Here is a 15299-nt window from a genome sequence, read left to right as displayed (position 1 = left end):
TATTTGCGACTTGTCTCACAGGCCTGCTGACAGCATCCTGTCAGCAGGAGACCCATGATGCGCCGTGCCGACCGATTGTTCCAGATTATTCAGATTCTGAGGCGTTCTTCGCGTCCTGTGACGGCGCAAGATCTGGCGCTTGAACTGGAAGTCTCCAAGCGGACAATCTATCGGGACATGGCCGATCTGATCGGGCAACGCGTGCCTATCGACGGCGAGGCGGGGCTTGGCTATCTGTTGAATGCAGACTACGACATGCCGCCGCTGATGTTGACGGGCGATGAAGTCGAGGCTGTGGTTCTGGGCGCGCAATGGGTGGCGCAGGCGTCGGATCCAGCGCTGGCGAACGCGGCCCGTGATGTTGTTGCAAAGATTTCCGCCGTGTTGCCCGAGGCCTTGTTGCCCTACGTGCTGGAGCCAAGTGTGGGCGTCAGACCTCGGCTTTCCGGCGGCGATGATACGCCGGACAGGCTCGCAGATTTGCCGATGATGCGTCGCGCCATCCGTGGGGGGTGCAAGCTCAACCTGCGCTACCGCACTGGCGACGGACAGGAGAGTGAGCGGACCGTTTGGCCTGTTGTTCTGGGCTACGCCGAAACCTACCGCATGTTGATTGCCTTAGTGCGAGCTGCGTCAGGATTTCCGGCATTTTCGCTGCGATCGGATCCTTTCGATTGACGTGTTGGACACGCACTATGATTTGCCGAAGGGGGAACTTCAGAAGCGCTGGCGGCAGTGGCGGGATGACAAGCTGAAAGCACTGGATTTCGGTGATCAGCCCGGTTTGTCTTTGGAAAAATTGAAACCGTAACAATGCGATGGGTGTCGTGGGCAAGGCTGTTGGGCTACTGATTGGAAAGGCTGTTTCAATCAGACATTGATTTTCTCCGCCCGCAGCGCCGTGCCGGCGATCGTCTACCACCTGCCAGAGATATGACTATGCCGAAGCTCTCTCAACGCATCACTGGAATCCTTCAATCCGGCAAGGATGGTTGGGAATTGCATTTTTCCGCGATGAAGCGCAAGCAGGCGGGGCAGGACATCATCATGATGACGGTTGGGGATCATGACTTCGATACGCCTCAGGCGACTGTCGAGGCCTGTATCGAAGCGTTGAATGCAGGCTATCATCACTACACCCAATTGCCGGGCATTCCCGCGCTTCGGCAGGCCATGGCGCGGGTCTCGACACAGGTCACGGGCCTTGAAACGGACGTTAACGAGATCATCGTGGCGGCTGGCGGGCAAGGGGCACTGTTCGCTGCCGCACAGGCCACGCTTGATCAAGGCGACCGGGCGATCATCATTGATCCCTATTATGCCACCTATCCCGGAACATTTCGTGCCGCCGGTGCCGAAGTCGATGTTGTCACCACCCATGCCGACCAGGATTTTCAGCCGGTGCGGACTGATCTTGAAGCGGCGATCACACCGAAAACGCGCTGCCTGTTGATCAATTCGCCCAACAATCCAACGGGGGCTGTCTATTCGCGAGAAACCATGGAGATGATTGCGGATGTCTGCCGACAGCACGACTTATGGCTGATCTCTGATGAGGTCTACTGGACGATGACGCAAACGCCGCATATCTCACCGCGCTCGCTTGAGGGCATGCGTGAGCGCACGCTTGTGGTCAATTCCCTGTCCAAGAGCCATGGCATGACAGGCTGGCGTGTTGGATGGCTGACGGGCCCGCATACGCTTGTGGCGCCGCTTGTCGCGCTCAATCTGGTGTCGACTTATGGTCTGGCCGACTTTACCAGTCGCGCAGCTGTGGTTGCCCTTGATGAGGCCATCGGCGTGAGCGAGATCGCCGAGCGTTATGCGCGGCGGCGCAATGTGCTGCTTGATTGTTTTAAAGGGTCCAACAAGGTTTCAGTGCGCGGCTCGGAAGGGGCCATGTATGTCATGTTGGACATTAGCGCCGTCGAACCGGATTGCGAGGCCTTCGCATGGCGGTTGCTTGAGGAGGAGAATGTCGCCGTCATGCCGGGCGCAAGCTTTGGCCCCTCCGCCCGCTCGCATGTTCGTTTGACGTTGGCGCAGCCCGAAGATCTTTTACGGGAAGGCGCTGCAAGAGTGTTGCGCCTGGCCGAGAGATACGCCGGCTAGGGTGGGGATCCGCACTGCGCACCGTACCTTCCGCTCTCGACAGTGTTATCGCGGAAGAACGCCGCTTAGGGGAACTGGATGCGAGTGATGGCGTTTGCTGTTTTTAAAACGGGGACACCAAAAGCGCATGGATATTATCAGGATCATCTTCGCCATCATTCTTCCGCCGGTCGGAGTGTTTCTCCAGGTGGGATTGGGTCTGCAATTCTGGATCAATATTCTTCTGACGATCTTTGGCTATATCCCGGGCATCATTCATGCCATCTGGATTATTGCTCGTCGTTAAGACAACAAGGCCTGCGCATTGAAAAGCGCAGGCCTACTGCGTTTCAAGCCTTTCGGTCAATGAGAATGGCGCGAAAATCATTAACGTTGGTCAAGGTCGGGCCGGTGATGACCTGGCGATCAATTGCCTCAAAAAAATGATGCGCATCATTTTGTGCCAGACTGTGCTCAGGGCTGATGCCCGCCTTGTGTGCCATCTTTAAACACTTCGGACCGACGTGTGCGCCGGCAACCTCTGCGGCTCCATCGACGCCGTCGGATCGCAGGCAAGCGCATGAATGCCGGGGGCACTGTCCAAGGCAATCGCGAGCGCGAGGCAAAATTCGGCGCAGGGACCACCACTGCCGTTGCCGCGCCGGGTGACCGTCAGTTCCCCCCCCCCGACAAGAGCAGCAAAGGCGGGTCATCGGGATTGCGTTTGGCGGCCATGTCGAGAGCCAGTCGGGCCTGTGCCTGCGCCACTTCGCGTACTTCTCCTTCCAAAGCATCGCCTGGAAACGGCACCTCGCATCCCTTACTGCGTGCGAGGTTGGCGGCCGCTTCCAGAGAGCGCGCCGGTGTAGCAATCACCTGATTGGTGACGCGCGACAGCCGTATGTTGCCGGGTGGCACCACGCTGGTTGGTTGTTCAAGCGCGCGGCGCACTGAGGCTGGGAGGTCCAGCGCATAGTCCTCGACGATCTGTTGCGCGTCTTGCGAGGTCGAGGCATCGCCCACCGTTGGACCTGAGCCAATTGCGGCGGGGTCATCGCCGGGAACATCAGAGATCATCAAGGTCAGCATGCGGGCAGGGTAGGCGCAGGCCGCAAGCTGGCCCCCCTTGACGCCGGTCGTTTTCCGATGATGGCAAGGGTCGTCAGCGAGGCCACACATCCGGGGGCCGGGATCGAACATACTTTGCTGACGTAAGCGCCGCAGTTAAAGCGAGCTAGCCTCGACCGTCTTGCCATAAGCATGGCGAACCCACGGCGTGTTCGGGTCCGTGCCGTGGACGTGTGTTTTGAACCCGTGGAACCCGTCCCGCGGCTCGCCAGTGTTTCGTATTGAATGATCTCGACGCCGTTCGGGAACCCGACGACACGGGTCAGAGACTAGTGAAGGATGGTTCAATGGGAATGAGGCTTCGTCGCTGACAACACATCGCGCATTGTCCCGGGTTGCGACCGGGCACGCTCCGAGCGCATGGTCAGTCGCGGCGAAGTCACCTCGACGGGCGGCCCGAAAAACGCCCGTCGAGGTTGTATTAGCCTCTGACAGTCAATAGAACCTTGCCAACGACCTTCCCGCTCTCTTGAGCGTCGTGCGCATCAGCGATGTCATCGAGCGGGAGGTTCAGACCGATCGTTGGTCTATAGGCTCCATCTTTGAGGCAGGCCATGATTGCCGTGATCGCTTCGCGCTTGGCTTCGCCGGGGACGCTGTAGATGAAAACGAACCGAAACACGCACCCGCGGATCATCGCGTCCAAAAGGGGCAGCGATAACCGGTCCCTTGCATCACCCGTCGCATAGGAGACGATGAAGCCGCCCGTCTTCAGGCAGGTCATATCGATTTCGAGGTTATGCAACAGCGCCACGTCGATGATCCGGTCGACACCCTCGCCCTTCGTTTCTGCCTTTATGCGAGCCACCACGTCCTCGGCCCGCAAATTGATGATCAGGTCGGCGCCGGCAGCTTGTGCGGTCTCGATATGGGCGTCGTCGATCACAGTGGTTGCAACCCAGGCGCCTGCCCATTTCGCCAACAATATGGTTGCTGAGCCGACGACACCCGCCCCGCCGTGAACCAGTATCCGCTTTCCGCGGATATCTCCGTCGGCAAACAAGCAGCGGTGGGCGGTAAGCGCCGGGATGCCCAGGCTGGCTCCAATCTCGAACGACGTGTCGTCAGGTAGCGGGACGGCGTTCGACGCTGGCAGCAAGGCATATTCTGCAGCTGTCCCACAGTCGCGGCCATATTGCGCTTCATAGACCCACACGCGTTCGCCCACCCGGGATGCAGGGACACCATCGCCCACGGCATCGATAATGCCAGCACCGTCCTGGTGAGGGATGATGCGCGGAAAGGCCATCGTCGAGGAGAAGCCCGTGCGCGCCTTGATATCCGTGGGATTCAGCCCGGAAACATGGATCGCCACCCGTACCTCCCCTGGACCGGGTTCAGGCTCGGGCATGTCTCCGATGCACAGCACCTCTGCGGCTTTTCCTTGGCGTTCGTAATATGCGGCTTTCATCGGATTGCCTTTCAGTGGTCAGCAAATTTGCACCGGTTCTGCCGGCTTGCCCACTAGTTCGATCTTTGCAGGCACTATTGCAAGAAGGCACACATATTATACATAGGGATACATTGTATACTATTGGGAGATTCATGATGGTCCTGGGAACGCAGCCCCGATGTGCGGTCGAAATCACGGTCGCGGTGGCGGGAGGTAAATGGAAGCCGCTTGTCGTTCATTACCTGCTTGGCGGCACGAAACGCTTTGGCGAATTGCGGCGGCTTATCGGGGGCGTCACGCAGCGCTCGCTAACCTTGCAATTGCGCGAGCTTGAGCAGAGCGGAATCGTTCGGCGCGAGGTCTTTGCGGAGGTTCCGCCACGGGTGGAATATTCGCTCACACCATTTGGAAGAACGCTTGAACCGGTTCTAGGGGCGATGAAGGATTGGGGCGATTTATACGCACTTCAGGATTGTGCGACGCCCCCTACCAGAACAGACGGTGATTGAAGACGCTACGCGGGCTAACGCCATACGAATACATCTGCAAAATATGGACTTCTGAACCTGAACGTTTCAGGCTCAATCCGATCCATCAAATGCCGGGACTAAACACCTGACTGGTCAAGGGGGCTATAACTCGAATACTTGCAACTTAAGGTTGTAAAATCTTGAGAAAGGTGGAAGGTAAATTGGTAAATTACCTCAAAAGCTTTAGATTTTGACCTTGGAAAATTTCAACCTTTAGGTGTACCGTGCTGCTCAAATCTGATGGGGGGCAAGTATGATGAGCGAGAGACCTGATGGTGAAGTCAGCAAGGAAGCCATTCTTTCTTTTCATGAAACTGGGCGGATCTTGAAACTGGACGACCTCGTGGCTGAATTTCAGCTTATGAAGTCACACCTCAAGGCAGATTCTGCCTCTGATTTCGAAGATGTAGCGCGTGACTGTGGTACTCATCTCCTGAAACTGATTTCGCCAAGAGCGTCGAAAGGCCAAGCTGTTCTGCGCTTTGTGGAGACTGGCCGCAACGAGACGCCTCGGTTTTTGCCTTCAACGAATGCCGGGCAGATTCCTTTAGCAAAAGCGATCTTCCGGCCTTTGCAATTGGAAGCCAGACCGTCAAGGAGCCTTGTTGAATATATCCTTAATCCGGACGATGCTTCCGATCATGTCTGCTCAGCTTTCGCGCAGGTGTTTGGAACGGAGTGTCTTTGTCGTTTGAAGAGTGCCCTGCGCGATCCTCTTCCTAGGATCACTCAATTACCTGAGAAAGAATTTCCCATTATTTTTGTGCCGAATCCATTCGGTGGGGATTTGCAATTGACGCCGGTGTCTCCTGCCGCCGCGTATATGGGTGCAAAGGCTATCGCCAGTGCAAAAAGTGAGTGAAAAGCACCAATTGGTCCCACCATGGCTTCGCAGTCATCAGGTGATTAGCGCTAAACCTCAAAATATATCGGGCAAGCTTGGTGGACCTCGGCTCAGATTTCATGCCGAATTGCCCAAAATGCTCGATCGTTATGGCGCGCAAGTCTATCGCTTCGCAAAGGGGGGGACATTTCCGCTGTTTGGGGGGCGGGAGACGAAAGAGGATGTGCTCAGTTATGCAAAGCTGGCTGTGCAGGAAGACGCCTATTCGAACAAAGACATTCGTCGTGGACTGGATGCAAGAGCGGATCGTTTGTTGGTCGAGGTGTTTGATTTCATTTCCATTGTCAGAAGAGATGCGCTCGAATTTCTGCCGAGTGAGGATTTACCCAAGTCACCATCTCCGATCGATTTGCTCTTGAAGAGCCTGCGGTTTGGCAACGAACAGGCGTCGGTTCATGCGGCGCTGAATTCAGATCATTTCCGTGGGCGTATGGCGCGCTTGGAGGCAAAAAAATGATTTTCCGTGTTTCGGGTCTTGTTGCAAGCCGCGTCAACCTTCTGATGAATGACTATGCGTCGGGGCTGCCTTCCCCAATGGCTTTTTTGGGGCTGGGCGCTGCCATTGCTCCTGACATCGGGTGTGAGCGTTGGGCCTTGCGTGTCTTGCCAATCCTTCACCGAGTTACCGCCAGCACAGGCCGGACCAAACCTGAGGCGGAATCGATAGGTAAAACTTTTAAGCCGATCGAGATTATCGAAGACATGACGGGATACGTTGAGTGCACGTTGTTTCTTGATGCTCCGGGGTGTGACAGGGCGGATAGGATTAGTGAGGCTCTTGAAGGGGCACGCTTGGCAGGAGGCGCATTCCAGAATACAGCGCCGATTGAGGTGGAGGCGGTCTCAAATCTTTCTGGAGCGATAACGCAATTGCCTCGGGGCTACGCACTTGTGCGTGGTCATTCGTATCGAGTTTTGGTTTCAACTGGTGACGATCTCTCTCTCGAAAATCTTGCCCGTACCCTTCACCCGCAAGAAAGTGAACTCAGGTCCGGCCGTCCGGTCGCAGTTGCGGTTGGACATCGGCTGCTTGAGGACCCGAGGACAGCTCCGAAACGCAAAAATACGCGTTCCTCTGACATACCACATGTATTCGCGGAGCCTGTGGTGGGGATTGGTGAGTTGATTTCAGTGTTTGAGCCAGCGCTTTACGCAGCCTCTCCTGAGGAATTGGATGATTTTTTCTGGTCGTGGACAGCCAGTGGCAGTTGGGTTCTCGCTCATCCCGTATTTTTAGAATCTTGCAATGCAACACACGTAGTGGAGTTGAAAAATGTCGATTGATTTGAAAAGTATTTCTCTGGAAACCGGAATGCTGGCATTCAGCCGCTCTTTGCAGATTACTGAAGGGCTGCTCTTTGGCACCTCCTCCGATGGCTCCGTCCATGACATTCCAATTGAGGTCATTGAAAAGGGCGTGCGGGGGCAGTCCTCAGAAGATAAGGCCAAAAATCCTTAGCAAGAGCAATCCGCAATCGGTAGAGGCAGCTAGTGTGCCGGTTGGTTGTGATGGTCTTGAGCTGCGCTTTTCTCTGCGTGTCCTTGCGGGGGCCATGAAGCCACATGCCTGCGATGATGCCTCAGTTGTAGCAAGCTATAGAAGGCTTGCTGAAGATTATGCTGCCGCGGGTGGGTTCATGACCTTGGCTCGGCTGTATCTCTGGAATATTGCAAATGGCCGCTTCGCGTGGCGAAATCGTTACCAGACTGATCGGGCTGAGGTGAGGCTGATGTGGGAGGGGCGCGAGGTTGTCTTTGATCCATTTTCCTTGCATCTGGAGCAGCCGGACAACGTGGAGACTTTGTGTCGTGCCTTGATCAAGGGGACTGCTGAAGACGTGGGCGCTTTTCTGGACGCATTTGCCATGGCATTTGAGAAAGGCATGTTCCATTTCTCCGTTGTGTGGGCAGCACAAATGTTTGCCGGACAAGAAGTGTTTCCATCCTACGGAATATGTTCGGGAAGCTAATCAGCGGGACGATCTAAGTCGTGTGTATGCAAAACTTCCCTCGCGAAGCGGTAAGGGTTTTGTGCAGCAGGCTTCCGTGCATTCGCAGAAGATAGGCGCAGCATTGCGTCATATTGATATCTGGCATGGCGACGAGAAATATGGCGCTATTGCAGTGAATCCCTATGGCGGGGTTCAGGAAACCAGCGATGTTCTGCGAGCGAAGAAGACCAGTTTTTATGAACTGCGTAAAAACGGCGAGGCACTTTTGAGTTCTGCTGCCGAGGCGCAGACAGAAGAGGAGATTTCGCCCGACTTGCATTTTGTTATGGCCAACCTATGGTGCGAGGGGGCGTTTTCGGTCAGGTGGGGAAGCGCTGATGACGATGTCACCGAATGAAGGTCGAGGGATCTGTCAGGCAACGTCACAGCTCTTGATCAGGCCAACGCAGCCCGTTTTTGAGTTGGGCGCAGCGCCTGATGTCTTTGCAACCACGCTGAATGCCGTTCACCATGCAAATCGGCACGGCAAACGGGATGACTTTGTGGCCGTTGCCTTCCCGCTCTTGCGGTTGCAGCGCGAACGCATGCAGACGGGGAATGAACTGGTACTGTTTGGATCTGAAGTTTGTCTTGAGCGCGTTCTCAAACTGGAAGGCATTCAAACGTTGATGCGTCGGCAAATGGTGATCGAACCGACCCTTTTCGAGAGCGAAGTCGAACCCGAAGAACAGGGCGCCGCTTATGTGCGAAGTCGCTGGGGCGAAAAACATACACCTGGTGGCCTGCGGCGGCGGCAACGCCGGGATGTAAAGCGGGGAATCATCCTGCCTGCGGCTGCCTATAAGATCAAACCCGATAAATATGAACTCGTACTTCACTATGGTCGAGTGCCTGTAAGTGTGAAGCAAGTCATTGCGCCCATGACAGACGGGGTCCTGGAAGTCTCAACTTATGGATTTTCCAGTATGCAGGCACCTGCCGTTTTACCGATTGATGCCGAGGAGGTAAAGCGTGAGCACTAGGCTGCCCAGAGGCGGGCCACGTCTTCTGGTGACGGATCGAGAGACAGCGTTTTATCTTGATCGGTCTCGCGTCCAAGTTGAGGGTGGACGGATTGTCTACCATACGGTGGATGACGAGCGACAGCGTTCCTTTTCCATTCCGCATGTGAACCTTGCGGTCCTATTTCTGGGGCAGGGAACCTCTATCACACAGGATGCGGCACGTTTGCTGGCGGAAGAAGGTGTGTATCTTGCGTTCACTGGCACGGGGGGGACGCCGCTGCACTTGGGGAGTTTGACGACCTATCAGTCGACCCGGCATTTTCGCGAAATATTGCCGATATATCTCGATGAGAGAAAATCGCTTGAAGCAGGCAAGGCGGTGATGCGCAGGCGCGCAAAAATCATGTATGACACGGGCAGTAAACTCGCGCGAAAACCTTTGAAAGTTCGGGATTTTTCAAATCTTGGCAAGCGATGCAACCAGTTTGCAAGTGATCTCGAGAAAGCCGAGACCATTCAAGAATTACTGGGCTATGAGGGCCAGTTTTCCAAAAGCTGTTATGCCATTTTTGCAGCATTTTCCAAGTTGGACAAGAAGGGGCATGTTTTTCGACGCACTGCAGGAGAAGGCGATACCTCTGATCCCATGGGGGTCATTAATTCTCTGATAGATCATGGCAATTACCTTTGTTATGGCGTTGCTGGCGCGGCGCTCTGGGCGCTCGGGATCCCGCCGCACATGTCGGTCTTTCACGGCAAGACACGGGCCGGCGGTCTGGTGTTCGACGTCGCGGATGCTTTCAAGGATGCTTATGTGCTGCCGTTTGCTTTCGGCGCTAAAATGTCGGCGCCGGTCAAGGAGGTGGAAAGCAGGTTTCGCGCAGAAGTGATTGATGCCTTTGACGATGACAAGGTGCTGCGGGTTGCCATTGAGACCGTTGAAAAGATGTTGGAAATTTCTGAGCCAGCATGAGAGAGATCATTGCCGTCTGCCGTTCCTCGAAGAAAGCCCGATTGAATGTTGCCCGGGTTTTGGATCGCTATTTCTGGCGGATCGGCGATCGAACCTGGCGGGGCAAGGCGTCGAATGCCTGCCTTGATCGGGTGGCACGTGAGTTGCGCAGGGATGCCAAGCGAAACACAGCCGTTGCCATTCAGGAAATTAGATCAGCGAGTGAGAGCCGGACGCCGTTGATTGTGGTTGGGTCGCGTAGCGCTTTTGGTCCCTATGGTCGCGTGCCTGTCGCCAGTCATCCAGCATTGGCTAAAAAGACCAGTATGAGCGCTGTCTTGCGGTCCGATCGAGCTGTGTTGCTTATTGCTGTGCTGTTTCATGATCTGGGCAAAAGCGCGGAATTGTTTCAACAAAAACTTCGAAGAGCTATCAGCACTAACGGCAAACCGGAAGCTGATGTTGTGCGCCATGAGCTGATTTCCGCGATGGTCTGGAAACATTTGATGCTCGGTCTGGAGGATGTAAATGTTATTGAAAAGCTTTCCAAGCTGACAGGGGAAAAGTTGGACGAGGCATTCCGTGCAGCGGAAGATGCCTGTGTTGCAGCCCTTTCGAACCCGAACGCTGTCGTCTTGGATGAGCAGGCATTGCCGGGGGCCCTGGCTCGGGCAGTTGGCATGTTGGTTCTGACGCACCACCGACTGCCTAACTCTGACAGCGGGAGCTTGCGACATCCGACTGCGGCCCGACATACAAGAAATCCTGATGACCCGAGCCGTGCTTCTCTACGGTCGCTTTTAAAACCAGCCGCTGGATTGCCGATTTGGCACGACGATTGGTGGCTTGCCGAATTGCGTAAATGTGCGGGTGATCTTCTGCCCAACACTGGAGTTGGGCAGGTGGATTTGCGTCTTCGAACAACCATGATGTTTGCCGATCATCTTGGCTCATCGGAAAAGGTTGCCACGCAACACCCCAAAAACACGCATTTGGCGAACACGGTCGAGGTCTCTGATTCAGCAGAAACGAAAGGGAAAAGGAGCTTTACGGCAGCAGACAGCTTGTTGACGCACACCAGACGCGTTTATCGCGGCGCGCGTCAGGGCTTTGACATGCTGCACCGGCTGCAAGGGCGGTTTCCCGCTTTGGAAGAGAGTGAAGCGCCAGTTCGAATTGCTTTTCCCGTGTCGCCAGATGCCATGCCCCAATTCCACTGGCAAACTGCTGCGGCCAATGCGACGCGTCTTCTTTGTGGCAGTGCAGAAGGTGGGTTTTTCGGATGCCTGATGGCAGGGACTGGAACAGGAAAGACGCGTGGTGCCCCGACAATTATGGCCGCGGCCGCTTTTAGCGATGCTCGTCCGGAGCGTCGCACATTGCGCATGGTGCTTGGCTTGGGGTTGCGAACACTGACAACACAGTCTGCCCAAGAATATATCGAGGAACTTGGCTTTTCGGAACGCTCTCTTTCTGTTCTTGTCGGGCAGGTGCCTCTTGAGTTTGACAAGGAAGACAATAGCGCCGAAGTCTCAGAGGCAACGGGTTCCGAAAGCTTGATCAGGCTGCCGGACTGGTTGCAAGTCGAGCGTGCGCGGGGCTCAGTTCCAGAACAAGGGTCTGATGAAGAAGCGGCTTGGATGCAGGGGCTGTCTCTCGACACTGACCGTCAATTGCCAGCATTCTGCAACTTGCTGATAGAGAACAGCGGTCAGCCTGCGGCCTTCCGGCGCTTGATAGAAGCTCCTCTCACAATCGCCACTATTGATCACCTGAGCAGGAGTGGCTTCCCCTGTCCGGTCGCGGTTTTTGCCGCAGGCCCTGAGGGTTCTGACGTCAGATCTCATTTTGGATGAGGTTGACCAGTTTGAGGATGAAGATCTGTCGGTTCTGACTCGGCTGGCTTATCAGGTGGGGGCTGCTGGACGGCGGTTGATCATCATGTCGGCGACGATGCCGGAAGATATCGCCGGGTATATGTTCAAGGCTTACCGTGCTGGCTGGCGATCTTATGCCGCCACGTTTGAGGTGGCGGACACAGTAAATGTTCTGTGCGTCGGGGATACGCCCGCCACGTGTGTTACCAGAACTGGTGTGGAAACATTTGACGAGGTTTACGGCATTTGCCGTGATGCGATCCTTGATGAATTGGACCAGGCCCCGCCTCTGCGAAAGGGGCAGATCCTTCCTCCAATGGAGACATGGCCACAGTTGGTTGAACAGATTGATGGCATCTGTGCTGACTTGCACCGGCGCACCGCTGTGGAAATACGGGGTGTGAAAGTGTCCGTCGGCACTGGTTCGCATGACCCGCATAACTCATACGGTCGCATTGGCTGTCCAACTTTCAGCAGGCTCATGTTCATCACGTGACACGCTCCGGCTTAAGATATGCCTGCACGCGCAATTTCCCAGATTACACCGTGCCTTGGATTGAAACGCTTCTTAAGCGCGCGTTGTGTCGCAAAGGAGATGCACCGGATCGCGGTGTTGAAAGCTTGCTGAACAATTTTAGAGCCTTTGAACGCGCCCGCGCTATAGGCGCAAGAAATATTGAAGTGGTGGTCGTCTCTTCTCCTGTTATTGAAACCGGAAATGATTTGGACTTTGACTATGCCATCGTTGATCCGGTGAGCTTGAGAGCCGTTGTCCAGACGGCAGGTCGCGTTAATCGCCATCGTCGCCAAGAGGTCGATTGCGAAAATTTGGCCATTCTCGGCATGTCTCCTCTGGTTATGGAGAGTGGGTTTCTGGCGTATCCGGGCGTGGAAACGGAACATAGAAAAACAGGTGTTGTGCCAGTTGATCTAGAACGTTTCTGTGAGGATCGGACAACCAAAGCTTTGTTGGGGACGGAGGACTTCTCAGTTGTCACGTCCAGGGTGTTGTTGACGCAAGATGGCAGGGTCCCTTTGCGCAACGCGGAGGCGGAACTCCGGCGTGGCATGATTGACCCGCAGGGCGATCGTCCTTTGCTGACACGTTTTCTGGCGACATTTGAAGCGCGAATGACGCGGGGCATTTATGATCTGCGGGTCTTCCGCAGACCGGATGAGCGCGACGAAGCTGTGTATTGCTGGATGGGAGATGACATCGACACTGCTGAATGGCATGTGAACCATCAGCCCGGAGCGTGGCACAGTCGGTTCGAACCGGTCAGCCGCGCCATCGACACGATTGATTTGCCGCGAGAGGGGTGGCTTCTTGACGACATGACGCAGAATGCCTGGCTGGCGTACGCAGGGTCAGGCAATGACATGAGTGCAGACGATATGCGTCGGCTGATGCAGGTCTCCTTGAGGTTTTTTCATGTTGACGATTGGTCACAGCGGGCCGTGGTCGCACATGATGTGTTCGGAATGGTGAAAGGATCATCTGAGGATCTTTTTCAGCCTTTTGGAAAAACGCTTCAGAGTCAATAGCTTGCAGAATTGGGGAAATATTATCCCTTTTGGATGGGTTGAAGCCTAACCAATTGAGGGGCATAGATAATTTATTGTTAAGGAACTGTTCGCCGCCGGATAGGCGGCTGAGAGATTGCGGACGGCGCGCGCGCGTGGGGTGTCTTAGTTCGCCGCCGGATAGGCGGCTGAGAGAGATGACTGGCCGCCATGAGAGGTAACTCAAGGTTCGCCGCCGGATAGGCGGCTGAGAGATGATAGATGTTACGGCTGATATGCAAGGTTGAGTTCGCCGCCGGATAGGCGGCTGAGAGAACGATCGCGATTTTGGTGCTGGCTTTGACAAAGTTCGCCGCCGGATAGGCGGCTGAGAGAGCTCCGAGAGCTTTGCGTCCCTCGCCTTGATCGTTCGCCGCCGGATAGGCGGCTGAGAGAAGTCGATGACCCGTAGATAGTCAGGCTGGCTGAGTTCGCCGCCGGATAGGCGGCTGAGAGAGACGCGTGTCCAGCATCTGCACGTCTATCGGCGTTCGCCGCCGGATAGGCGGCTGAGAGAAAGGGCACGCCCAAAGCTGATGACTGACAGCCGTTCGCCGCCGGATAGGCGGCTGAGAGACTCTCTCGATCTGCTCGGTTTGGAGCATGATGGTTCGCCGCCGGATAGGCGGCTGAGAGAAAAAGCATTTGAAGCGATAAAAGGCTTCCGACGTTCGCCGCCGGATAGGCGGCTGAGAGACGGCGACCGTTGAGGCCGTGCTGGGGGGTGTGGTTCGCCGCCGGATAGGCGGCTGAGAGATATCTGGAAACCGAGATGACACGCTGGGCCGAGTTCGCCGCCGGATAGGCGGCTGAGAGAACCATTTCAGGCTCCGGGCATGGGCGCGTTTGGTTCGCCGCCGGATAGGCGGCTGAGAGACTGTCTGATCGCCGGTAAGCCGGAGCCAAAACGTTCGCCGCCGGATAGGCGGCTGAGAGAATGCCCGCGCTGCGGCACCAGCTCGGCGCTGAGTTCGCCGCCGGATAGGCGGCTGAGAGAAGAGCACCCGCCGACAACAGTCTGTCGCGCACGTTCGCCGCCGGATAGGCGGCTGAGAGATGCTGATCACCAGTCCGACGCGGGCCGTCTCTGTTCGCCGCCGGATAGGCGGCTGAGAGACATGTCTCCATCCAGCCGGCAGCGTCAAATGCGTTCGCCGCCGGATAGGCGGCTGAGAGAAAACAGTAAAAACAAAGGTTGATAGTTACTCTGTTCGCCGCCGGATAGGCGGCTGAGAGAAAAAATCGGAGTGCTCATCCGTCTCTCCATCTGTTCGCCGCCGGATAGGCGGCTGAGAGAATCTAGGCCCACCAGACGGCAGGCACAAAAAGTTCGCCGCCGGATAGGCGGCTGAGAGATGATTGTAAAGATTGAGCGCGGTCTTGACCGCGTTCGCCGCCGGATAGGCGGCTGAGAGACAAAGAGAAGGGTGGGCAGAACGGCGTAATTCGTTCGCCGCCGGATAGGCGGCTGAGAGAGGTATTTCGGCTGGATGCTGCGATCCCGCATCGTTCGCCGCCGGATAGGCGGCTGAGAGAAGCGCCGCCCGCCCGGTCGGATCATCCACAATGTTCGCCGCCGGATAGGCGGCTGAGAGAACTGGCGTTGATTGGGACGTGCGAACCCTGATGTTCGCCGCCGGATAGGCGGCTGAGAGAATACGCTTTACAGCCTGCGGCACTGCTTTGAAGTTCGCCGCCGGATAGGCGGCTGAGAGAAATAGTGCTCTGTCTCTGCGTTGAGACGCGCAGTTCGCCGCCGGATAGGCGGCTGAGAGATAAAGATTGAGCGCGGTCTTGACCGCGTAATTGTTCGCCGCCGGATAGGCGGCTGAGAGAATAAAATCGCCGGTAAGGAGTGCGGTGCGCATGTTCGCCGCCGGATAGGCGGCTGAGAGATTCGGCTGG

16 protein-coding genes, 3 pseudogenes and 1 CRISPR repeat array (1 of these 20 only partly in view) are annotated in these 15299 nt (G+C 56.0%); of the genes and pseudogenes, 16 read left to right on the top strand and 3 right to left on the bottom strand.

What is annotated here, in order from left to right; translation table 11 throughout:
• Positions 1-57 precede the first annotated feature (57 nt).
• The 3 genes and pseudogenes from AC0L7U_RS03280 (at position 58) to AC0L7U_RS03270 (ending at position 2398) form a co-directional block, all read left to right on the top strand.
• Positions 58-811, top strand: a pseudogene (locus AC0L7U_RS03280) (helix-turn-helix transcriptional regulator).
• 128 nt (positions 812-939) lie between these two features.
• On the top strand, positions 940-2112 hold the full coding sequence (locus AC0L7U_RS03275; RefSeq protein ID WP_473693789.1) for a pyridoxal phosphate-dependent aminotransferase: 1173 nt from the start codon (positions 940-942) through the stop codon (positions 2110-2112).
• A 127-nt stretch (positions 2113-2239) separates the two neighbouring features.
• Positions 2240-2398, top strand: coding sequence for a YqaE/Pmp3 family membrane protein (locus tag AC0L7U_RS03270; protein ID WP_473693787.1), 159 nt, complete (start codon positions 2240-2242; stop codon positions 2396-2398).
• A 43-nt stretch (positions 2399-2441) separates the two neighbouring features.
• Here AC0L7U_RS03270 and AC0L7U_RS03265 read toward each other — a convergent pair.
• The 3 genes and pseudogenes from AC0L7U_RS03265 to AC0L7U_RS03255 all read right to left on the bottom strand — a co-directional run bounded on the left by AC0L7U_RS03265 (position 2442) and on the right by AC0L7U_RS03255 (position 4630).
• Positions 2442-2767: pseudogene (locus tag AC0L7U_RS03265) on the bottom strand (MOFRL family protein).
• Positions 2764-3291: a DUF4147 domain-containing protein gene (locus tag AC0L7U_RS03260; protein ID WP_473693785.1), complete on the bottom strand. Its 528-nt coding sequence runs from the start codon at positions 3289-3291 to the stop codon at positions 2764-2766. The pseudogene AC0L7U_RS03265 and the gene AC0L7U_RS03260 overlap by 4 nt, the downstream one beginning before the upstream one ends.
• Before the next feature lie 349 nt (positions 3292-3640).
• Complete coding sequence (locus tag AC0L7U_RS03255; RefSeq protein ID WP_473693783.1) at positions 3641-4630, bottom strand: NADPH:quinone reductase; 990 nt, start codon at positions 4628-4630, stop codon at positions 3641-3643.
• 134 nt (positions 4631-4764) lie between these two features.
• Between AC0L7U_RS03255 and AC0L7U_RS03250 the strand changes: the two genes are divergently transcribed.
• From AC0L7U_RS03250 to AC0L7U_RS03190, 13 genes and pseudogenes are all read left to right on the top strand, one after another.
• Complete coding sequence (locus tag AC0L7U_RS03250; RefSeq protein ID WP_473693781.1) at positions 4765-5121, top strand: winged helix-turn-helix transcriptional regulator; 357 nt, start codon at positions 4765-4767, stop codon at positions 5119-5121.
• Positions 5118-5231, top strand: a pseudogene (locus tag AC0L7U_RS03245) (IS481 family transposase); the annotation flags it as partial. The gene AC0L7U_RS03250 and the pseudogene AC0L7U_RS03245, both read left to right, overlap by 4 nt.
• A gap of 164 nt (positions 5232-5395) precedes the next feature.
• Positions 5396-6004, top strand: coding sequence for a hypothetical protein (locus AC0L7U_RS03240; RefSeq protein ID WP_473693779.1), 609 nt, complete (start codon positions 5396-5398; stop codon positions 6002-6004).
• 118 nt (positions 6005-6122) lie between these two features.
• A complete protein-coding gene (locus AC0L7U_RS03235; protein WP_473693777.1) occupies positions 6123-6503 on the top strand; it encodes a hypothetical protein in 381 nt (126 codons plus the stop codon).
• A complete protein-coding gene (locus AC0L7U_RS03230; RefSeq protein ID WP_473693775.1) occupies positions 6500-7330 on the top strand; it encodes a type I-F CRISPR-associated protein Csy2 in 831 nt (276 codons plus the stop codon). The genes AC0L7U_RS03235 and AC0L7U_RS03230 overlap by 4 nt, the downstream gene beginning before the upstream one ends.
• Positions 7320-7505, top strand: a complete 186-nt coding sequence (locus AC0L7U_RS03225; RefSeq protein ID WP_473695926.1) for a hypothetical protein — start codon at positions 7320-7322, stop codon at positions 7503-7505. Before AC0L7U_RS03230 ends, AC0L7U_RS03225 begins: the two co-directional genes overlap by 11 nt.
• On the top strand, positions 7420-8016 hold the full coding sequence (locus tag AC0L7U_RS03220; protein ID WP_473693773.1) for a type I-F CRISPR-associated protein Cas7f/Csy3: 597 nt from the start codon (positions 7420-7422) through the stop codon (positions 8014-8016). The genes AC0L7U_RS03225 and AC0L7U_RS03220 overlap by 86 nt, the downstream gene beginning before the upstream one ends.
• Positions 7967-8395, top strand: a complete 429-nt coding sequence (locus AC0L7U_RS03215; protein WP_473693771.1) for a type I-F CRISPR-associated protein Cas7f/Csy3 — start codon at positions 7967-7969, stop codon at positions 8393-8395. Before AC0L7U_RS03220 ends, AC0L7U_RS03215 begins: the two co-directional genes overlap by 50 nt.
• Positions 8376-9020 (top strand): hypothetical protein, encoded by a 645-nt coding sequence (locus AC0L7U_RS03210; RefSeq protein WP_473693769.1) that lies wholly within the window; start codon positions 8376-8378, stop codon positions 9018-9020. The genes AC0L7U_RS03215 and AC0L7U_RS03210 overlap by 20 nt, the downstream gene beginning before the upstream one ends.
• Positions 9010-9975, top strand: coding sequence for a type I-F CRISPR-associated endonuclease Cas1f (cas1f, locus tag AC0L7U_RS03205; RefSeq protein WP_473693767.1), 966 nt, complete (start codon positions 9010-9012; stop codon positions 9973-9975). Before AC0L7U_RS03210 ends, cas1f begins: the two co-directional genes overlap by 11 nt.
• Positions 9972-11810 (top strand): CRISPR-associated endonuclease Cas3'', encoded by a 1839-nt coding sequence (locus AC0L7U_RS03200; protein WP_473693765.1) that lies wholly within the window; start codon positions 9972-9974, stop codon positions 11808-11810. Before cas1f ends, AC0L7U_RS03200 begins: the two co-directional genes overlap by 4 nt.
• Entirely contained in the window at positions 11803-12327 is a 525-nt protein-coding gene (locus tag AC0L7U_RS03195) for a hypothetical protein (RefSeq protein WP_473693763.1), read from the top strand. The genes AC0L7U_RS03200 and AC0L7U_RS03195 overlap by 8 nt, the downstream gene beginning before the upstream one ends.
• Positions 12324-13376, top strand: coding sequence for a hypothetical protein (locus tag AC0L7U_RS03190; protein WP_473693761.1), 1053 nt, complete (start codon positions 12324-12326; stop codon positions 13374-13376). The genes AC0L7U_RS03195 and AC0L7U_RS03190 overlap by 4 nt, the downstream gene beginning before the upstream one ends.
• Before the next feature lie 87 nt (positions 13377-13463).
• Positions 13464-15299: a CRISPR direct-repeat array (repeat unit 28 nt; unit sequence GTTCGCCGCCGGATAGGCGGCTGAGAGA); it runs 351 nt beyond the window's last position.

The organism is Roseibium sp. 10G30-5 (assembly GCF_055809635.1).
Note: the sequence above shows the minus strand (reverse complement) of the source record. Positions and strands in the feature narration are given on the sequence as shown.

Bases quoted from the DNA above. Each gene is read 5' to 3' on its own strand.
- AC0L7U_RS03225 (WP_473695926.1), top strand. From the start codon at position 7,320: ATGTCGATTGATTTGAAAAGTATTTCTCTGGAAACCGGAATGCTGGCA.
- AC0L7U_RS03200 (WP_473693765.1), top strand. From the start codon at position 9,972: ATGAGAGAGATCATTGCCGTCTGCCGTTCCTCGAAGAAAGCCCGATTG.
- AC0L7U_RS03275 (WP_473693789.1), top strand. From the start codon at position 940: ATGCCGAAGCTCTCTCAACGCATCACTGGAATCCTTCAATCCGGCAAG.
- AC0L7U_RS03235 (WP_473693777.1), top strand. From the start codon at position 6,123: ATGCTCGATCGTTATGGCGCGCAAGTCTATCGCTTCGCAAAGGGGGGG.
- AC0L7U_RS03270 (WP_473693787.1), top strand. From the start codon at position 2,240: ATGGATATTATCAGGATCATCTTCGCCATCATTCTTCCGCCGGTCGGA.
- AC0L7U_RS03255 (WP_473693783.1), bottom strand. From the start codon at position 4,630: ATGAAAGCCGCATATTACGAACGCCAAGGAAAAGCCGCAGAGGTGCTG.
- AC0L7U_RS03240 (WP_473693779.1), top strand. From the start codon at position 5,396: ATGATGAGCGAGAGACCTGATGGTGAAGTCAGCAAGGAAGCCATTCTT.
- AC0L7U_RS03250 (WP_473693781.1), top strand. From the start codon at position 4,765: ATGATGGTCCTGGGAACGCAGCCCCGATGTGCGGTCGAAATCACGGTC.
- AC0L7U_RS03210 (WP_473693769.1), top strand. From the start codon at position 8,376: ATGACGATGTCACCGAATGAAGGTCGAGGGATCTGTCAGGCAACGTCA.
- AC0L7U_RS03220 (WP_473693773.1), top strand. From the start codon at position 7,420: ATGGCTCCGTCCATGACATTCCAATTGAGGTCATTGAAAAGGGCGTGC.
- AC0L7U_RS03260 (WP_473693785.1), bottom strand. From the start codon at position 3,291: ATGTTCGATCCCGGCCCCCGGATGTGTGGCCTCGCTGACGACCCTTGC.
- AC0L7U_RS03230 (WP_473693775.1), top strand. From the start codon at position 6,500: ATGATTTTCCGTGTTTCGGGTCTTGTTGCAAGCCGCGTCAACCTTCTG.